This is a genomic window from Pantoea latae, from assembly GCF_002077695.1.
In the GTDB taxonomy this organism is placed as follows: Bacteria; Pseudomonadota; Gammaproteobacteria; order Enterobacterales; family Enterobacteriaceae; genus Pantoea; species Pantoea latae.
Genome location: NZ_MWUE01000007.1, coordinates 147,010 through 163,710, shown reverse-complemented (window position 1 = coordinate 163,710; position 16,701 = coordinate 147,010). Strand labels below are relative to the sequence as shown.

The following is a 16,701-nucleotide window of genomic DNA, read 5'->3' as shown; positions in this document are numbered from 1 at the left end:
ACGGCAGAGGTTATACCGACATCCCCATGATCTCCTGATAGGCGCTGACCATTTTATTGCGTACCTGAATGCCCAGGTTAAGCGCCAGCGTGGATTTTTGCAGCGAGACCATCACATCATTCAGGCCAATATCCGGCGCGCCGCTTATATAGGCTTCCGCCTGATTTTTCGCGCTGTTCTGCACCTGGTTCAGCGAATAAAGCGAGCTGGAAAGCAGGTCGGAAAAGGATACGCCCGCGTCGGCGATATTTGCGCTGTCGGCCGCATCACTATTATTCAGGCCAGACGCCTGACGCGCCTGAAACGCTATTTGATTAATGATCCCTGCCATAGAATTAATCGACATTTCGGCTATTTCCCTCTCATTTTTCGGCTGGTTTAACTTGCCGTTTCAATCGCAGCATGATAGCAGAGAACCCCAATAAATATAATTTGATTAGCTGTCAGAAATTTTAGCTTATTACCGATTAAGGTTGCGCTGACATTGTTCATAATATGCGACCTGGTTTATCTGTTCTCAGATGCTTCACGGCATGAATGCTTATTAGCGTAGTACGCATTAATAATTAAAACTGCGTTTACATAATGTCATTATTTTTTACAGGAACATGGCATGACTGCCGCAATTAACGGTAATACTCAAAAAAGCGCGCCCGATGTGAAAGCGGTTCTGGCGCGTCTGCGTTCCAGTCCCAGAATGGTGTTTCTTATTTCTGCCGCCGCGGCGCTCTCTATAGTCATTGCGCTGATCTTTTGGGCGAAAACGCCAGATTATCGGGTGCTTTTCAGCAATATCAGCGACCAGGACGGCGGCGCCGTGGTCGCCCAGCTCACCCAGATGAATGTTCCTTACCGTTTTGACGAGCGGCGCGGCGCCATTATGGTGCCGGAGGATCAGGTCTACGATCTGCGCCTCAGGCTGGCGCAGCAGGGGCTGCCAAAAGGCGGCTCTGTGGGCTTCGAGCTGCTCGACAATGAGAAATTTGGCATCAGCCAGTTCAGCGAACAGATCAATTTCCAGCGCGCGCTGGAAGGAGAGCTCTCCCGCACCATCGCCATGCTGGGGCCGGTGAAAAGCGCGCGCGTGCATCTGGCGCTGCCGAAGGCCTCGCTGTTTATCAAGGATCAGAAACCGCCCTCCGCCTCGGTGACGCTCAGCCTGATCGGCGGCCGGACGCTGGATGAGGGGCAGATCAACGCCGTTACCCATCTTATCGCCAGCGCCGTGCCCGGCATGACGGCAGATCGCGTCACGCTGGTCGATCAAAACGGCCATCTGCTGACGCAGAGTGGCGCAGGCGCGGCGCAGGCGTCGCAGCTCAGCTACACCAGCAAGGTTGAAGAGGATTACCAGCAGCGCATCCAGGCGATTCTGGCGCCGATCGTCGGCAGTAAAAACGTTCACGCGCAGGTGACCGCCAGCATTGATTTTTCCAGCAATGAGCAGACGGCCGAGCGCTATCAGCCGAACGATGCGCCCGATAAAAAATCGATACGCAGTCGGCAGAGCAACAGCAGCGAGCAGGGCGGCCAGGCGGCCGTCGGCGGCGTGCCCGGCGCGCTGAGCAACCAGCCGCCGACGCCCGCCAGCGCGCCGCTCACCCAGAGCACGAGCGCAACCCGCGACGGCGCGACCCCGCGCGAGCCTTACAACACGCAGCATGACGAGACGGTGAACTACGAGCTGGATCGCACGCTGACGCATATCCGCCATAGCCCAGGCACCATCGAAAAGCTCTCTGCGGCGGTGGTAATCAACTATCTGCCCGACGCCTCGGGCAAGCCGGCGGCGCTGAGTGCTCCGCAGATGGCGCAGATCACCGGGCTGGTTAAGGAGGCGATGGGCTTCTCTGAGGCGCGCGGTGACAGCCTGAGCGTGGTCAACTCGGCGTTTACCGCGCCTGATGAAGAGGACGATACGCCGTTCTGGCAGCAGCCGCGCACCATCAGCCTGCTGCTGGAGATTGGCCGCTATCTGGTGGTGGCGCTGATTGCCTGGATGCTGTGGCGCAAAGCGGTGCAGCCGTTCTGGATCCGTCACCATGAGCTGGCGTTACAGCGGCTGGAGCTGGAGAAAGAGGCGCGCCAGGCGGAGCTGGAGGCGCAGCAGCGCAAGAAAGAGAGCCTGGAAAAAGCCAAAGCGCAGCAGCGCGTGGACACGGAAATCACCACCCAACACCTGCGCAGCATCGCCGAGCAGGAGCCGCATGTGCTGGCGGCGGTGATCCGTAAGTGGATGGTCAGGGAGCAAAAGTCGTAATGAATGCAGCGGAAAAATGCGCCATGGTGATGCTCACCCTTGGCGATCAGTGCGCGGCAGAGGTGTTCAAGCACCTTAACTCGCACGAGGTGACGCAGATCAGCAGCGCCATGTTTCATATGAGCGGCATCAGCCATGAGACGCTGGCAAGCGTGATGAAGGAGTTTGAACGCGAGGTCGCCGACTTCACGGCGCTCAGCTTCAACACCAACGACTACCTGCGCAACGTGCTGGTCAAAGCGCTGGGCGAAGAGCGCGCCTCCAGCCTGCTGGAGGATCTGCTCGACGCCAACACCCAGGTCAACGGCCTTGAAACCCTCAACTTTATGGAGCCGCAGGCGGTGTTCGACGTCATCCGCGAAGAGCATCCGCAGATTATCGCCACCATTCTGGTGCACCTGAAGCGCAATCAGGCGGCCGATGTGCTGGCGAAGTTCGACGAGCGCGAACGCAACGACATTATGCTGCGCATCGCCACCTTTGGCGGCGTGCAGCCAGCGGCGCTGCAGGAGCTGACCGAAGTGCTGAACAATCTGCTCACCGGTCAGAATATGAAGCGCAGCAAAATGGGCGGCGTGCGTCCTGCGGCGGAGATCCTCAATCTGATGAAATCGCAGCAGGAAGAGGCGGCGATCGACGCGGTGCGGGAATTCGATCAGGAGCTGGCGCAGAAGATCATCGACGAGATGTTCCTGTTCGAGAACCTGGTCGATATCGAAGATCGCAGCATGCAGCGCCTGATCCAGGAGATCGATTCCGAGTCGCTGATCGTGGCGCTGAAGGGCGCGGAGCCGCCGCTGCGCGACGCCTTCTTCCGCAATATGTCGAAGCGTCAGGCGGATATCATGATGGAAGATCTGAAATCGCGTGGGCCGGTGCGCATGTCGCAGGTCGAAGCAGAGCAGAAAAATATTCTGATGATTGCCCGCCGACTGGCGGAAAGCGGCGAGATTGTGATCGGCGGAGGCGAAGATGTCTACGTCTGATCGCGACCCGCTGCCGTCGTGGCGCGTCTGGCAGCCGGAAAGCCTGCTGGAGAGGGTAGAAGAACCGCCTGCGGCCTCTTCGCCGCCTGACGCCGCCGCGGAGGCGCAACGCGAGCGAGCGCTCGCTCATCTGCGCCAGCAGGCGGAGCAGGCGGGCTACGCCGTCGGCGAACAGCGCGGGCTGGAAGAGGGACGCGCGCGGCTACCAGGAGGGATTTAGCCAGGGAGAGCAAGCGGGACGCGAGCAGGGCGCGGCAGCGGCCAGCGCGGAGCAGCAGGCGCAGGCGCAGCGTTTTACGCAGCTGGTCGATGGGTTTCAGACGGCGCTGGAGAGCCTCGACAGCGTGATCCCCGCGCGTCTGATGCAGCTGGCCCTTAGCGCGGTGCGCGCGCTGCTGGGCAAGCAGGTGCTGTGCGACACCTCGCTGCTGCTGGAGACCATTCGCCAGCTGATGCAGGAGAACCTGCGCTTTACCCGGCATATCGAGCTGTGGGTCAGCCAGCAGGATGCTGCGCTGGTCAGCGAACGGCTGGGGGAGGTGCTGGAGGCGCACGGCTGGACGCTGCGCGTCGATGCGCAGATGACGCCCGGCGGCTGTCGTCTGACCGCCAAAGAGGGCGAGCTGGACGCGACGCTGGCGACACGCTGGAAAATGCTCTGCGATCTGAGCAGGGAAGATGACGCGCCATGAGCCGATCTCTTACCCAGTGGCTCGACCGCCTCGATCGGCAGGAGCGACAGATGGCGACGCTGCCCGCCTGCCAGCGCTATGGCCGCTTGATCCGCGTCGCCGGCATGGTGATGGAGGTGACCGGCCTGACGCTGCCGGTCGGCGCGATCTGTCTGGTGGAACGCGCGCGCGGCGAGAGCCGTGGCGCCGTCGAAGGCGAAGTCGTCGGCTTTAACGACCATATTCTGTTTCTGATGCCGCTGGAAAACGTTGATGGCCTGCTGCCCGGCGCGCGCGTCTACGCCTCGCCGGGCACGCAGGACGGCGGCAAGCAGCTGCCGCTCGGCCCGACGCTGCTCGGGCGCGTGCTGGACGCCAGCGGGCGTCCGCTGGACGGGCTGCCCGCGCCCTCGCGACAGCACGCGGATTCGCTGTTTACCGCGCCCTTTAATCCGCTGCTGCGCGACCCGATCAGAAGCGTGCTGGACGTTGGCGTGCGCGCCATTAACGGCCTGCTGACCGTCGGCCGCGGCCAGCGCATGGGGCTGTTCGCCGGATCCGGCGTCGGCAAAAGCGTGCTGCTCGGCATGATGGCGCGCTTTACCCAGGCGGACGTCATCGTGGTCGGCCTGATCGGCGAGCGCGGCCGCGAGGTCAAAGACTTTATTGAAAATATTCTCGGCCAGCAGGGGCTGCGCCGCGCGGTGGTGATCGCCGCGCCTGCGGACGTCTCGCCGGTGCTGCGTATGCAGGGCGCGCTCTACGCGACGCGCATCGCGGAGGACTACCGCGATCGCGGCATGAATGTGCTGCTGATTATGGATTCCCTGACGCGCTACGCCATGGCGCAGCGCGAGATTGCGCTGGCGATCGGCGAGCCGCCCGCCACCAAAGGCTATCCACCGTCGGTTTTCGCCCGCCTGCCGGCGCTGGTGGAGCGCGCCGGCAACGGCATTCAGGGCGGCGGATCCATTACCGCATTCTATACCGTGCTGACCGAAGGCGACGATCAGCAGGATCCGGTGGCGGATGCCGCGCGCGCCATCCTCGACGGCCACGTGGTGCTGTCGCGTCGGCTGGCTGAAGCGGGGCACTATCCGGCGATCGATATCGAAGCCTCGATCAGCCGCGCCATGACTGAGCTGATTACGCCCGCGCACTACCGGCACGTGCAGCGCGTGAAGCAGCTGCTCTCAGCCTGGCAGCGCAACCGCGACCTGATCAGCGTCGGCGCCTATGCCGCCGGCAGCGACGCAGTGCTGGACGACGCCATCGCGCGTTATCCGCAGATAGCGCGCTATCTGCAGCAGGGCATTGAGGAGCGCGGCGACTACGACGCCTCGCTGGCGGCGCTGAGCGGCCTGTTCGCCGATGAGGCGCAAGAGGGGAGCGACCAGCCATGAGCGCCGTTTCCCCCATGACGCGGCTGTGCGAGCAGGCGGAAGAGAAGCTTAACCAGACCACGCGTCAGCTCGGCAGGCTGCGGCAACGCTGCCAGCAGGCGCAGGCGCAGCTTAGCCAGCTGCGGCAGTATCAGCAGGAGTATCAGCAGCAGCTGGTCAGCAGAGCGGCAGGCGCCGGTATTCCGGTGGCGCAGCTGGTTAACTATCAGGGCTTTATCCAGTCGTTAACGGGCGTGGCGCAGCGTTACGGCGACCATGTGGCGGCCTGCGAGCAGGCGGTGGAGCAAGCGCTGGGCGACTGGCGAGACGATCGCCGCCGCCTGAACGCCCTGACTACCCTGAGCAGCCGCGCCGAAGAGGCGGCGAGAGAAAAAGAGCGCCGCCAGCAGCAGAAACTAATGGATGAATTCGCCAGTCAACGCTTTGCAAGGAAACGAACCTGATGATAGCCACCTTACCGGCGCTGACGCCGATGGCCGCCTCTGCCCCCGCGACGCGCGACGCGCCCGCGGATGAGGCGGCGTTTGCCGCGCTGCTGGATGAAAAACAGCTGACGCTGCCCGACGCCGTGCTGCCCGACCTTGCTCGCGCTGCACCGGCTGAACCGGAGGTTGTTGAGACGGCCGCGACGTGCGATGACGCGGATAAACGCGACGCGGAGGCGGAGGCGGATGCGGCGCTGCTGGCGCTGTTAAACCTTACGCCGCCCGCGATGCTGCCCGCCAGCGCGGGGGAGCATGCGCCGCCGCAGGCGGATAACAGCGATGAGGACGCGACGTCGGCTGACAAGCCGGCGGGACCGCTACCGCTAACGGCGGCGCTCGTCGCTGACGCTGGCCCGGTCGCGACCGAGGCGTCGGCGGAAAGCGCGCCGCAGGCGCTCACGGCCGCGCTGCCCGCCGCCGACCGCAGCGGTGCTGTCGTCGCGCCTGAGGCCTCCGCACGTCCGGCGCGACAGACGCGTTTAACTGCCGACGCGCAGCCAGCGGCGCAGCCGGCTGACGACGCGCCCGCGCGGGCGACGGCGCGCACCGCTTCGCCGCCAGAGCTGACCAGCAGCGCCTTACCGGCTAAAGAGAGCCGCGCGCCGCACGGCGACAGCGCCGAAGCGATCGCGCTGGTGCCGCACGCGCCGCCGCTCACCACGTCGCCGGCGGACCGCGTACCGCCGCGCGAACAGGCGCTGGAGACAGGCGCGCTGAGCGAGACCATGGGCACGCCCGCCTGGCAGCAGTCGCTGGGGCAACAGATCGCCTGCTTTACCCGCAACGGCGTGCAGCACGCCGAGCTGCGGCTGCATCCGGCGGAGTTAGGTTCACTGCAAATCAATGTGCAGTTAAAAAATGAACAGGCGCAGCTGCACTTCGTCTCGGCGAGTCACCAGGTGCGTGCCGCCATTGAAGCGGCGGTGCCGCATCTGCGCACGTCGCTGGCGGAAGCGGGCATTCAGCTGGGGCAAAGCAGCGTCGGCGCCGACACCGCGTCTTCCTGGCAGCAGCCCGACGGCTCCGCCCCTTCGCCCCGACACGCCGTGGCGGCACCGGAGGCGCAGGAGAGCCTGACGCAGAGCGAGGAGCGAAGCGACAGCATGACGCGCCCGCTGACGGACGGACGGGGAATTAATACCTTTGCCTGACGGCGTAATTTATCTGGGAAAATATTGTCATTAATTCGACTTTATAAAACATTTGTTGTCGCGGCGGATATATTAAAATAGTTCGCTCATCCGTCATGCCGATTAATCGGGCCGGAAAGAATGAATACAGGACGTTCACTATAATGCCTAAAACAAAACAGAAAGCTGCCGGAGGCGGAAAGAAACGCGCGCTGGTTTTTTTGCTGCTGGCGGTTATTGTTGTCGGCGTTGCGGCGCTGGCTGGATATACCTGTTATCAGCTGCATAATATGAGGTCGGCGCTGCAAACCGACGCCGATCCGGCGGCAGCTAAAAAAGCGGTGCCGCCTGCGCCGCCGATCTATATGCCTCTCGATCCTTTTACCGTTAGCCTGCTGCCCGAAGAGAACGAGAGCGATCGGGTATTATATATCGGCCTGACGCTGCGCCTGAAAGATGAAAAGGCAAAAGCAACGCTGCAACCGTTTTTACCGGAAATTCGCAGCCGCCTTCTGCTGCTTTTTTCTCAGCAAACCGGTGCGGCGCTGGCGACAGACAGCGGCAAAATCGCGCTGAGGGATAATATTAAACAGGTGGTGAATCAGCCGCTGGCTGACGGGCAGAGCGTTTCCGTCACGGACGTACTATTTAATGCATTTATTTTACGGTAAATACGATGTCTGACAGCCTCTTATCTCAGGCCGAAATTGACCGCCTGCTGAATGGCGGCGGCGCGGAGAGTGAAGTCGTCGCGACAGCCGCACAGACGGAAGCGATCCGCCCTTACGATCCCAATACCCAGCGGCGCGTGATCCGCGAGCGTATGCACTCGCTGGAGATTATTAACGAACGCTTTGCGCGCCAGTTTCGTATGGATATGTTCAACCTGCTGCGGCGTAATCCCGACGTCACCGCCGGGCAGATTAAAATTGAGCCTTATCACGAGTTCGCGCGTAATTTGCCGGTGCCGACCAATTTAAATCTGGTGCATATGAATCCGCTGCGCGGCACGGCGCTGTTCGCCTTTTCGCCGCAGATGGTTTCTATGGCGATCGACAACCTGTTCGGCGGCGACGGGCGTTTTCCCACTAAAGTTGACGGGCGCGAATTTACGCCGACGGAGCAGCGCATTATTCGCCGCATTATGTCTATGGCGCAGCTCTCTTACGATGAAGCCTGGAGTTCCATATTTAAGGTGCAGACCGAATATGTGCGCTCAGAAACGCAAATCAAGTTTACCAATATTACCTCGTCGCCGAATGATATTGTGATCACCACGCCTTTTTCGGTGGAAATTGGGCCGCATATCGGCGAGCTGCATATCTGTATTCCCTTCAGCATTATCGAGCCGCTGCGCGAATTGCTCACCAATCCGCCGCTGGAAAATTCAAAGCAGGAAAACGAGCAGTGGCATCAAACCATCGCGCACCAGGTTCGCGACGCCGAACTGGATCTGGTGGCCAGGCTGGCGGAGATCCCGACGCAGGTGTCCCGCATTCTACGCCTGCAAAAAGGCGACGTTATTCCGCTCGATAAGCCGGAGATCGTCGAGGTCTATTCTGACGGGCACCCGGTGTTCAGCGGGCAATATGGTCGGGTGAATAAACAGCTGGCCATTAAAGTTGAAAAAATTTACGCGCCTTCGCTGCCGTCTTTCACCAAGGAGAATAAGTAAATGGCCACCCATCCACCGTCTGAAGTCGAGGATCCGTCCGTAGAGGATCTGTGGGGTGAGGCGATGAGCGAGCATCTCGCCACCGAATCCGGCACGGCCACTGTTCCTGATAAAAACGACACCATGCTCTCGCTGTCGGAAGATCTGAATCTGGTGCTGGATATTCCGGTGCGGATGACGGTGGAGCTGGGCCGCACCAAGATGACCATCAAAGAGCTGCTGCGCCTGAGCCAGGGCTCGGTGGTGCCGCTGGAAGGGCTTGCCGGCGAGCCGCTCGATATTTTAATCAACGGCTATCTGATTGCGCAGGGCGAGGTGGTGGTGGTGTCGGATAAATTCGGCGTGCGCATCACCGATATCATTACCCCTTCTGAAAGAATGCAGCGGCTGAGCCGATGATGAGGTCGCTGTTAGAGACGCCGCTGGCCGCGCCGCACAGCCTGGGGTTTGGCGCTATGCTGCTCAAACTGTGCGGCGCGCTGGCGCTGGTGATCCTGCTGATTCTGGCGCTCGCCTGGCTGACGCGCCGCGCCGGCTGGGCGCGCCCGCAGGCGCAGGACGCGCCGCTGCTGCGCGTTATGCAGAGCCAGACGCTGGGCCAGCGCGAACGGGTGGTGGTGCTGGAGGTGCAGGATCGCTGGCTGCTGCTGGGCGTTACGCCGGGCAACGTCACGCTGCTCAGCGAGATCGCGCGCCAGCGCGACGCCGCCGAGACGCGCGCCTTGCCCGCGGGCGCGTTTCAGCAGGCGCTGCGTAACGCGCTGCGCAAGAAAGGGCGAGCCGGATGAGAAAAACAGGTTTTTTCCTGCTGCTGCTGGCGCATCCCGCCTGGGCCGCCGGCGGCGATATCCTGATCGGCCACGGCGCGCACGGCGAAAGCTGGTCGCTGCCGGTGCAGACCCTGCTGCTGCTCACCTCGCTGACGCTGCTGCCGGCGGTGCTGCTGATGATGACCGGCTTCACCCGCATCATTATCGTGCTGGGCCTGCTGCGCAACGCGCTTGGCACCGCCTCGTCGCCGCCGAATCAGGTGCTGCTGGGGCTGGCGCTGTTCCTTACCTTTTTCGTGATGTCGCCCGTGCTGTCGCGCGTCTACGACGACGCCTGGCTGCCGCTGTCGCAGGATCGCATCACGCTGGAGCAGGCACTGACGAAAGGAGCGACGCCGCTGCGCGACTTTATGTTTGAGCAGACGCGGGAAACCGATCTGACGCTGTTTGCGCGCATCGCCAGGCAGCCCGCCTGGCACAGTCGGGAAGAGGTGCCGTTACGCATTTTGCTGCCGGCGTTCGTCACCAGCGAGCTAAAGAGCGGCTTTCAGATCGGCTTTACCCTTTTTGTGCCGTTTTTGATTATCGATCTGGTGGTGGCCAGCGTGCTGATGGCGCTGGGGATGATGATGGTGCCGCCCGCCACGCTGTCGCTGCCGTTTAAGCTGATGCTGTTCGTGTTGGTGGATGGCTGGCAGCTGGTGCTCGGGTCGCTGGCGCAGAGCTTTTACAGCTAAGGAGACGCGGCATGACGCCGGAAAGCGTAATGAGCCTGGGGTATGAGTCGATGAAGGTGGCGCTGGCGATCGCCGCACCGCTGCTGCTGACGTCACTGTTTACCGGGCTGCTGGTCAGCATTCTGCAGGCGTCGACCCAGCTAAACGAGTCGACGCTCTCGTTTATCCCCAAAATCATCGCGCTGGTGCTGGTGCTGATTGTGCTCGGCCCCTGGATGCTGGAGACGCTGATGGACTATATGCGATCGGTGTTTCTGCATATCCCCACCGTTATTCGCTGATGCAGAGCCTCTCCCTCGCCGATCTTTACGCCGCTATCGGCCACTATTTCTGGCCGTTTACCCGCACGCTGGCGCTGTTCGCCGCCGCGCCGCTGTTCAGCGAAAAGGTCGCCGCTAAGCGGGTGAAGATCGGCCTGGCGCTGCTGGTGGCCTGGCTGATTGGAGAGACGCTGCCGGCGACGCCTGTGGCGCTGCTGTCGGTGGCGGGCGTCTGGATCACCGCAAAGCAGATAGCGATCGGCTACGCGATGGGGCTGACGATGCAGTTTCTTTTCGCCGCCGTGCGCAGCGCGGGGGAGATCGTCGGCCTGCAGATGGGGCTCTCTTTTGCCTCTTTCTACGATCCCTCCGGCAATCAGTCGATGCCGGTGCTGGCGCGCATTTTCAACGTGCTGTTTACCCTGCTGTTTATCACCCTTAACGGCCATCTGCTGCTGCTCGACGCGCTCGCCGAGAGCTTCAGGCTGCTGCCGGTCAACGGCGCGCCGCTGGGCAACGGCGGCTTTTATCTGCTGGCGCAGGCGGCCGGCGCCATCTTTAGCAGCGGCCTGAAGATGGGGCTGCCGATCGTCACGCTGCTGCTGGCGCTGAATCTGGCGCTGGGATTGCTTAACCGCCTGACGCCGCAGCTTTCGGTGTTCGTCATCGGCTTTCCGCTCTCGATCACCCTCGGCATGGGCGCGCTGCTGGTGATGATGATGAATTTCGCGCCGCTATTTGCGGCGATGATGCAGGCCGCCTTCCATCAGCTGATGGCGATAGTGCAGGGCTTGCAGCCTGCCTGAAGGATCAGTCGAGCAGCGACGGATCGGCGGCGATCATCAGCGCCTTCATCTCCTCGAAATGCTGGCGCGAGAAGTCGGGAATGCCTTCCCAGGCGCGCGCCGTCTTCTCCGCCACCGCGTCGCTGAGGATTTTCAGCGGCTGACCGGTGGACCAGGCGGTCACGAGGATCTGACAGGCGCGCTCCAGCGTCCAGATATCGTCAAAGGCTTCGCCGATCGCCGTGCCCGTCACCATTACGCCGTGGTTGCCCATCAGCAGGCGGCTTTTGCCCGCCAGCAGGGCCGCCAGCCGCGCGCCTTCCTCGGCGGTGTCCGCCATGCCGCCGTACAGGGTATCGATCGCCACGCGGTTAAAGTAGCGCGCCGTGTTTTGATCCACCGGCGGGATACGCGGCTCCGCCAGGCAGGCGACGCTGGTGGTGTAAATCGGGTGCAGGTGCAGCACCACGCGCGCCTCCGGCAGGCGCTGGTGGATCTGGCCGTGGATCGCCCAGGCGGTGGCGTCCACGTCGTCGCGCTGCGCGCAGGCACCATCCCCGGCGTCGAGCAGCAGCAGGTCGCTGGCGCGAATGCGCGAAAAGTGTTTCCACTTCGGGTTAAGCAGAAACCGCTTGCCGTCCGGCGAGACGGCGGCGCTAAAGTGGTTCGCCACCGCTTCGTGCATGCCGAGATGGGCGATAATGCGAAAGGTAACGGCCAGATCGATTCGGGTCTGTTCTTCAAACGAAAGCGCCATAGCGTTCTCCGGAAAAGAGAGAGAAAGGAGCGGGCGACAGCGGTTTGCCGCCCATATCAGGATTAAGGCTGCGGCATCAGCGTCTTAATATCCTCGGCGCTCGGCGCCTCGAAGTTATATTTCTTCAGCAGCGCGGCGTACTCCGGCGTGCTGCGGTACTTCTCCAGGCCGTCGATCAGCGCCTGCTTCACCTCGTCGTTGCCTTTCTTCACGCCGAAGCCGTTCAGCACCGGGTAGATCAGCGTTTCCGAGGAGATCTGCACGCGGTTGCCCAGCTTCTGCACCACGCCGCGCGCCACGGCGGCGTCGGTGATCTGCGCCTCCACCGCGTGCGACAGCATCGCCTGAGTGGTCTGCGGATCGGTGGTGTATTCGCTGATGGCGATCGGCGGCTTGCCGTTCTTCACGCAGTAGTCGGCGGAGAGCTTATGCAGCTGCTGCAGCCAGGAAGTGGCGCCCATCGAGCCGATTTTGTGGCCACAAAACTCCTCCGGGGTTTTCGGCTGGTAGTCGCCGCCCTTCAGCGACAGGATCGCCTCGCCGCTCTTCAGATAGGGGATCATATCGATCACCTTCAGCCGCTCTGCGGTGATGTACATCGAGGAGTTGGTAATATCGAAGCGGTTGCCCTGCAGGCCGGTGATCAGGTTAGGAAAGCGGGTGTCGAGGTTCACCGCCTGACGGCCCATCACCTTCGCCAGCCCGTCGAGAAACTCGATATCGAAGCCGGTGGGTTTGTTGTTTTCAATATATTCATAGGGGAAAAAGGTCATGTCGGAACCGGCGACGATTTTACCCGGCTGCTGGAACGCCGACGCGCTAAACGACCCCAGCGCGACGCTGGCGGCCAAAAAAGTCAGGGCAACAGATTTCATAAAGCCTCCGTGATGGCGATTACGCGCGGGCAAGATCGTTTCCGGCCTGCTGAACAAAAAAGGATGCGCCGCTCGGCTTCTGCGGCAGACGGAACTGGTTAGCGGTGCTGCGGATGGTGCCGCTCTCTTCGCCCGACACCAGCGCGCCGGCGTCCAGGCTCGGCAGCGGGTTATCGCCGAACGGCAGGGCGTCTTCCGCCGCGTAGACGGCGATAAACAGCGTGCGCGGCAGCTCGGTTTCGTTTGGGCTGGAGGCGTGCAGCAGGCGCGTGTGCATAAAGCAGACCGAGCCGGGCGGGCCGAAGCAGGCGGCGGGCTGGCCGCACTGCTCGTCCACCACGCTTTTATCCACCGCGCCGGTAAAACGGCCGTTTTGCCAGTGGGAGTAGAGCGGGCCTTTATGGCTGCCCGGCACCACGTTGAGCGGGCCGTTTGCCGGCGTCACTTCGCTTACCATCAGCAGCGCGGTGACGATGTCGTCGTTGCTGTGCGGCGTAAAGAGAAAATCCTGATGCCACTCGACTTTGGTCGCGGTGTGCGGCAGCTTGGAGTTGATCTTGCTGTGGTGGAAGCGCGCGCCCTGGCTGCCGGTCAGCTGGCCGGCGATCTGCGCCATGCGCGACTGCAGCGCCGCGCGGCGGTAGTCGGCGGAGATTTCTGTCGGCGAGCTGACGCGGCGCAGCGACGGATGGTCAGCGCGGTGATCGCCCTCCAGATCGAAGCGCGCGCGGCCGTCCAGCGTCTCGCCCCAGGCCGCCTGCTGGCTGCGGCTCTCTTCCACCCAGCCGTCGAAATCGCGCTGCAGCGCGGCGATCTCCTCGGCGCTTAAGACGTTTTCCACCACCAGGAAGCCCTGCTGGTGATACTGCTCTATCTGCCACTGTTCAATCATGATTTTCCCTCGTGCTGGTTAAAGGCGTTAAGCCAGAGAAACATCTTTCAGGAAGGCTTCGACGCGCGGATGCTGTCCGCTGCGCATCGCCTGCGGCGCGTCGTCGCAGACCACGCGGCCTTTTTCCATAAAGACGATGCGGTCAGAGACCTTAAAGGCGAAGTTCATCTCATGGGTGACGATCACCATGGTGATGCCCTCCTGCGCCAGGGTTTCGATCACCTGCAGCACTTCGTTGACCTTTTCCGGATCGAGCGCCGACGTCGGCTCGTCGAACAGCATGATTTGCGGACGCATCATCAGGGCGCGGGCGATGGCGACGCGCTGCTGCTGGCCGCCGGAGAGCTGATGCGGATATTTCCACGCGTGCTCCAGCATCCCGACCTTGTGCAGCAGTTCGCAGGCGTGCTGCTTCAGCGCGTCGCGCGACGCCAGCCGGTGGTAGCGCGGCGCCAGCATCAGGTTGTCCAGCACGCTGAGGTGCGGGAACAGGTTGAAGCTCTGGAACACCATGCCGATGTTGAGGCGGTGCTCGGCGTGCTCGATAAAGCGCGGCTTCTGCTCGCCCTGCTGGCTGAGGTGGATAAAGGGCTGGCCGTTAATGCGGATTTCGCCGTTGTCGATCTGCTCCAGCCCGTTCAGCAGGCGGATCAGCGTGGTTTTGCCGGAGCCGGACGGCCCAATCACCGACACCACTTCGCCCGGCTGGATTTGCAGGCTGACCGCGCCCAGCACCTCTACGTTGTTGTAGGCCTTGTGCAGGCGCGACGCCTGCAGCGCCGGGCCATTGCCCTGCGCGGCCGGTCGGGCGAGCGGCGCGCTGCCGCGCTGCGCCAGCGCCATAAGCTGCGCGTCGACCTTGCCCGACGGGCGGCGCTGGGTGACGTCGAGATGGCGCTCCAGCTGTTTCAGCAGGAAGTCGAACACCGTAACGATCAGCACGTAGTAGCAGGCGACCGCCGCCATGGTTTCCATTACCAGGAAGTTTTGCGAATAGAGGCGCTGGCCCACCATCAGGATCTCGGTAAGGGAGATCACCGACACCAGCGAGCTGAGCTTGACGATGGCGATATATTCGTTGGCCAGCGCCGGCAGGGCGACGCGCACCGCCTGTGGAATAATGATGCGCCACTGAATGCCGGCGAAGCGCAGCCCCAGCGCGCGGGCGGCTTCGCTCTGCCCTTTTGGAATCGAGAGCAGGCCGCCGCGATGGATTTCGGCGATATAGGCGCTTTCGCTCAGCACCATGGCGATCAGGCCCGCCCAGAAGGGATCGCTTAGCAGCGCAGAGGTGCCGGGTGCGGCCTGCGGCAGGTTATAGACGAAAATCAGCAGCACCAGCAGCGGCAGGCTGCGAAACAGCCAGATATAGCCGCGCGCCGGCAGGTTAAACAGCGCGCGGTTCGACTGTTTCGCCAGCGCCAGCACAAACCCCACCACAATGCTAATGCCCCAGGTGAGCAGGCTCAGTTTGATCACGGTCCAGGTCGCCAGCCAGAACTCGGCGTCGCTGAACAGGCTGAACATATAGTTCCAGTTAAAAGTCATCAGGCATTTCACTCGCTTAAATAAAAGCGAATTTCAGAAAAAGGAATTCGCCGCTGTCGGTTATTGACACTATGGCGGCAGCCGCTAATTTGAGGCAATTAGTAAATTGCTGGCTTCAGACTTTAAAAAAACTATCCAGCTAAAAAAGCGGGGGAATGATGCGCGGCGCTGATTAATTGAGAAGGGCAATGAATCGGGCGGTGATGTGAAATTAAAAGCGGCGAGCGCTTTGCTCTTTTTAAGCGCATCGCTGTGCCAAAATGATGCAGCGGGTTAAATAAACGTTTTTCTCGCGAAAATTATTTCAGGCGACAGGTTGAACTATCAATAATAAAGCGCGGTGATGGCGCGTGCGGCGGCTGCGCGCTAATGGGGCACAGAGCTGGCATGGCCCTTGCAGCAACCGCTGACCTGTAAAAAAGCGCGCCAGCTGAGCGCGCTGCACGCCACCAGAAAGGGTTTTATGATGCGTTTTACGCTAAAACAGCTTAAGTACTTCGTCACGGTGGTTGAAACCGAAAGCATCGCCGAAGCGTCGCGCCAGCTGCACATCGCGCAGCCCTCTATCTCAATCGCCATTAAAAATCTGGAAGATACCTTCGACCAGCAGCTGTTTATCCGCCATCACGCGCAGGGCGTCTCCCTGACGCCGGGCGGCCGCCGCTTTTACGAAAAGGCGCGCGACCTGCTGCGTCTCTCTTATGAGTTCGAGCAGAACTCGCGCGCCGAACACCAGCTGGTGTCCGGCACCATCGCCGTCGGCTGCTTTGAGTCGGCCGCGCCGCTCTATCTGCCAAAGCTGATCGCCGGCTTTAAAAAAATTTATCCCGATATCACCATTGAACTGTATGACGGCGAGCAGCATGAGCTGATGCACGGGCTGCATCGCGGCCGCTTCGACCTGGCGTTTCTCTACGATCTCGACCTCGATCACTCAATAAAAAAAGAGCCGCTCAACGCGCCGCACCGGCCCTACGCGCTGCTGCCCGCCGCGCATCCGCTGGCGCGCCAGGCAACGGTGACGCTACAGCAGCTGAGCCGCGAACCGATGATCCTGCTGGATGCCATCCCCAGCAAAAACTACTTTATCCGCATCTTTAAAGAGCGGGGCTATCACCCGGAGGTCGCCTACAGCTCGCCCTCGATTGAGATGGTGCGCTGCATGGTAGGCCAGGGATTAGGGTTTTCGGTGCTGGTGACGCGTCCCTGTTCCAGCATGACCTACGACGGGCAGCAATTAATTCATCTTGAAATAGAAGATGAGATGGCGGACTCGACGCTGATTATGGCCTGGCTGCAAAATAATGAGCCAACCCGGCCGGCGCAGTTATTTATGGATTATTGCCGTCGCGCCGAACTCTTCCCGACGCCGGCGATACAATAATTTTTCTGCCGTGGCGTGCAGCCTAATAAATTCCTATTCAGTCGTTAGCTTTATAATATTTTACCCTCTCTGTCGGCTCAAAT

General features: G+C 61.6%; 20 protein-coding genes. 15 read left to right on the top strand and 5 right to left on the bottom strand.

Annotated elements, in window-relative coordinates; translation table 11 throughout:
• Positions 1–10: 10 nt before the first annotated feature.
• Complete coding sequence (gene fliE, locus B2J69_RS05250; RefSeq protein WP_081137053.1) at positions 11–346, bottom strand: flagellar hook-basal body complex protein FliE; 336 nt, start codon at positions 344–346, stop codon at positions 11–13.
• A 267-nt stretch (positions 347–613) separates the two neighbouring features.
• On the opposite strand from fliE, the gene fliF reads away from it, so the two are divergent.
• The 14 genes from fliF (at position 614) to fliR (ending at position 11,183) form a co-directional block, all read left to right on the top strand.
• The gene (fliF, locus tag B2J69_RS05245) at positions 614–2,260 is read left to right on the top strand and encodes a flagellar basal-body MS-ring/collar protein FliF (RefSeq protein ID WP_081137051.1); all 1,647 of its coding nucleotides are present in this window, start codon (positions 614–616) and stop codon (positions 2,258–2,260) included.
• Positions 2,260–3,246: a flagellar motor switch protein FliG gene (fliG, locus tag B2J69_RS05240; protein ID WP_081137049.1), complete on the top strand. Its 987-nt coding sequence runs from the start codon at positions 2,260–2,262 to the stop codon at positions 3,244–3,246. Before fliF ends, fliG begins: the two co-directional genes overlap by 1 nt.
• A complete protein-coding gene (locus B2J69_RS24285) occupies positions 3,233–3,466 on the top strand; it encodes a FliH/SctL family protein (protein ID WP_236722687.1) in 234 nt (77 codons plus the stop codon). Before fliG ends, B2J69_RS24285 begins: the two co-directional genes overlap by 14 nt.
• Positions 3,375–3,938 (top strand): flagellar assembly protein FliH, encoded by a 564-nt coding sequence (locus B2J69_RS24475; RefSeq protein ID WP_330847870.1) that lies wholly within the window; start codon positions 3,375–3,377, stop codon positions 3,936–3,938. Before B2J69_RS24285 ends, B2J69_RS24475 begins: the two co-directional genes overlap by 92 nt.
• Positions 3,935–5,320: a flagellar protein export ATPase FliI gene (gene fliI, locus B2J69_RS05230; RefSeq protein WP_081137045.1), complete on the top strand. Its 1,386-nt coding sequence runs from the start codon at positions 3,935–3,937 to the stop codon at positions 5,318–5,320. The genes B2J69_RS24475 and fliI overlap by 4 nt, the downstream gene beginning before the upstream one ends.
• Positions 5,317–5,763: a flagellar export protein FliJ gene (fliJ, locus tag B2J69_RS05225; protein WP_081137043.1), complete on the top strand. Its 447-nt coding sequence runs from the start codon at positions 5,317–5,319 to the stop codon at positions 5,761–5,763. Before fliI ends, fliJ begins: the two co-directional genes overlap by 4 nt.
• A complete protein-coding gene (locus tag B2J69_RS05220) occupies positions 5,763–6,956 on the top strand; it encodes a flagellar hook-length control protein FliK (protein WP_081137042.1) in 1,194 nt (397 codons plus the stop codon). Before fliJ ends, B2J69_RS05220 begins: the two co-directional genes overlap by 1 nt.
• Positions 6,957–7,099: 143 nt before the next feature.
• The gene (gene fliL, locus B2J69_RS05215; RefSeq protein ID WP_081137041.1) at positions 7,100–7,606 is read left to right on the top strand and encodes a flagellar basal body-associated protein FliL; all 507 of its coding nucleotides are present in this window, start codon (positions 7,100–7,102) and stop codon (positions 7,604–7,606) included.
• Between the two features lie 5 nt (positions 7,607–7,611).
• Positions 7,612–8,610 carry a flagellar motor switch protein FliM gene (gene fliM / locus B2J69_RS05210; RefSeq protein WP_081137040.1) on the top strand — a complete coding sequence of 333 codons (999 nt, stop codon included), beginning with the start codon at positions 7,612–7,614 and terminating at the stop codon, positions 8,608–8,610.
• The gene (gene fliN / locus B2J69_RS05205) at positions 8,611–9,009 is read left to right on the top strand and encodes a flagellar motor switch protein FliN (protein WP_081137039.1); all 399 of its coding nucleotides are present in this window, start codon (positions 8,611–8,613) and stop codon (positions 9,007–9,009) included. It begins immediately after the preceding gene.
• Positions 9,006–9,398, top strand: coding sequence for a flagellar biosynthetic protein FliO (gene fliO, locus B2J69_RS05200; protein ID WP_081137038.1), 393 nt, complete (start codon positions 9,006–9,008; stop codon positions 9,396–9,398). Before fliN ends, fliO begins: the two co-directional genes overlap by 4 nt.
• Positions 9,395–10,117 carry a flagellar type III secretion system pore protein FliP gene (fliP, locus tag B2J69_RS05195; RefSeq protein ID WP_081137037.1) on the top strand — a complete coding sequence of 241 codons (723 nt, stop codon included), beginning with the start codon at positions 9,395–9,397 and terminating at the stop codon, positions 10,115–10,117. Before fliO ends, fliP begins: the two co-directional genes overlap by 4 nt.
• Positions 10,118–10,128: 11 nt before the next feature.
• On the top strand, positions 10,129–10,398 hold the full coding sequence (gene fliQ, locus B2J69_RS05190; RefSeq protein ID WP_081137036.1) for a flagellar biosynthesis protein FliQ: 270 nt from the start codon (positions 10,129–10,131) through the stop codon (positions 10,396–10,398).
• Positions 10,398–11,183, top strand: coding sequence for a flagellar biosynthetic protein FliR (gene fliR, locus B2J69_RS05185; protein ID WP_081137035.1), 786 nt, complete (start codon positions 10,398–10,400; stop codon positions 11,181–11,183). Before fliQ ends, fliR begins: the two co-directional genes overlap by 1 nt.
• 4 nt (positions 11,184–11,187) lie before the next feature.
• Here fliR and B2J69_RS05180 read toward each other — a convergent pair whose 3' ends face one another.
• The 4 genes from B2J69_RS05180 to B2J69_RS05165 all read right to left on the bottom strand — a co-directional run bounded on the left by B2J69_RS05180 (position 11,188) and on the right by B2J69_RS05165 (position 15,234).
• Complete coding sequence (locus tag B2J69_RS05180) at positions 11,188–11,919, bottom strand: class II aldolase and adducin N-terminal domain-containing protein (protein WP_081137034.1); 732 nt, start codon at positions 11,917–11,919, stop codon at positions 11,188–11,190.
• Positions 11,920–11,981: 62 nt separating this feature from the next.
• Entirely contained in the window at positions 11,982–12,794 is an 813-nt protein-coding gene (locus B2J69_RS05175; RefSeq protein WP_081137170.1) for an ABC transporter substrate-binding protein, read from the bottom strand.
• 19 nt (positions 12,795–12,813) lie between these two features.
• Positions 12,814–13,686, bottom strand: a complete 873-nt coding sequence (locus B2J69_RS05170) for a phytanoyl-CoA dioxygenase family protein (RefSeq protein WP_081137033.1) — start codon at positions 13,684–13,686, stop codon at positions 12,814–12,816.
• 27 nt (positions 13,687–13,713) lie between these two features.
• Positions 13,714–15,234, bottom strand: coding sequence for an amino acid ABC transporter permease/ATP-binding protein (locus B2J69_RS05165; protein ID WP_081137032.1), 1,521 nt, complete (start codon positions 15,232–15,234; stop codon positions 13,714–13,716).
• Positions 15,235–15,697: 463 nt separating this feature from the next.
• On the opposite strand from B2J69_RS05165, the gene B2J69_RS05160 reads away from it, so the two are divergent.
• Positions 15,698–16,618, top strand: coding sequence for a LysR substrate-binding domain-containing protein (locus B2J69_RS05160; protein ID WP_081137168.1), 921 nt, complete (start codon positions 15,698–15,700; stop codon positions 16,616–16,618).
• Positions 16,619–16,701 lie beyond the last annotated feature (83 nt).